This window comes from Nitrosospira sp. Nsp14 (assembly GCF_900113575.1).
In the GTDB taxonomy this organism is placed as follows: domain Bacteria; phylum Pseudomonadota; class Gammaproteobacteria; order Burkholderiales; family Nitrosomonadaceae; genus Nitrosospira.
This window is the reverse complement of the sequence record NZ_FOPV01000054.1, coordinates 1-1,062: the sequence shown is the minus strand read 5'-3', so window position 1 is coordinate 1,062 and position 1,062 is coordinate 1. Positions and strand designations below refer to the sequence as shown.

The 1,062-nt window shown below is 59.6% G+C and carries 1 protein-coding gene; it reads right to left on the bottom strand.

The window, feature by feature from the left end:
* Positions 1-43: 43 nt before the first annotated feature.
* A partial coding sequence (locus BM022_RS14990; RefSeq protein ID WP_143079615.1) for an efflux RND transporter periplasmic adaptor subunit occupies positions 44-1,062 on the bottom strand: 1,019 nt, incomplete at its 5' end.

Genomic DNA, 1,062 nt, shown 5'->3' with positions numbered 1-1,062 from the left:
ATCGGGCGGGTGATGAAGAATCTGGTCATGAGTTAGTTCGAGCTCAGGTCTGCTTTTCGGGTTGCGGCTGGGTTGAAGCAGCAGGCGCCTCGCCTGGCGCATGCGGCGATACGACGGTGCCCGGGCGCAGCTTGATGAGGTTATCGACGATGACTTTATCGCGAGCTTTAAGGCCATCCAGAATGACCCAGTCCTTGCCGATCCAGCGACCTGTCACCACTGGCCGGATCGCTGCTTCGTTCTTTTCATTGACCACATATACAGTCTTGCCCATATCGGATATCTGCACTGCGACCTGGGGCACCAGGAAAACGCCATCCTGTTGGCCAGTCACGACGCGGGCGCGCACGAACTGGCCCGGAAGCAAGCGTTGATTGCTATTGTCGAATTCGGCGCGCAGTTGCTGCGTCCCGAGCAGGGGATCGATCTGACTGGCGGCGAAGTTCAATTCCCCTTTTTTTTCGTATTCCTTGCCATCCGGCAAAATCAGTGTTATCTCCTGCACCCGCTGTTCGTTCAGAGGGCCACCTAGCTGTGCCAGTTCGTTGTCGGAGAGACTGAAGCGCACCCATATGGGCGATAACTGTACGATTGTGGTGAGCAAGCTGCTGTTTGCCTCCACCAGCGCGCCTACAGAAAACCGGAAGCGGCCGGAGATGCCGCTGACGGGGGCGGCGACGTTGGTATAGGACAAATTGAGCTCCGCGTCGCGCACGCGCACCTCGGCCTGTTGCAGGCCTGCACGCGTGATGGCACTCTCGGAAACCGCGTTATCGTACTCACGCTGGCTGATGGCCTGGGCTTCGAGGAGATCACGCAAGCGGTTTTCTTCGCGCTCGGTCTGACCCACGCGGGCCCTTTGCTCGGCAAGCTGGGCCTTTGCTTGCGCCAATGCGTTCTGGTAGGGCACCGGATCGATCAGGAACAGGGGCTGGCCCACCTTTACCTCCGCTCCTTCCTCGTACAGGCGCTTGAGCAGGATGCCGCCTACCCGCGGACGTATTTCAACCTCTTTGGCGCCTTCGGTCTGGGCCACCGCTTCCGCGCTGATTGGCACACTGG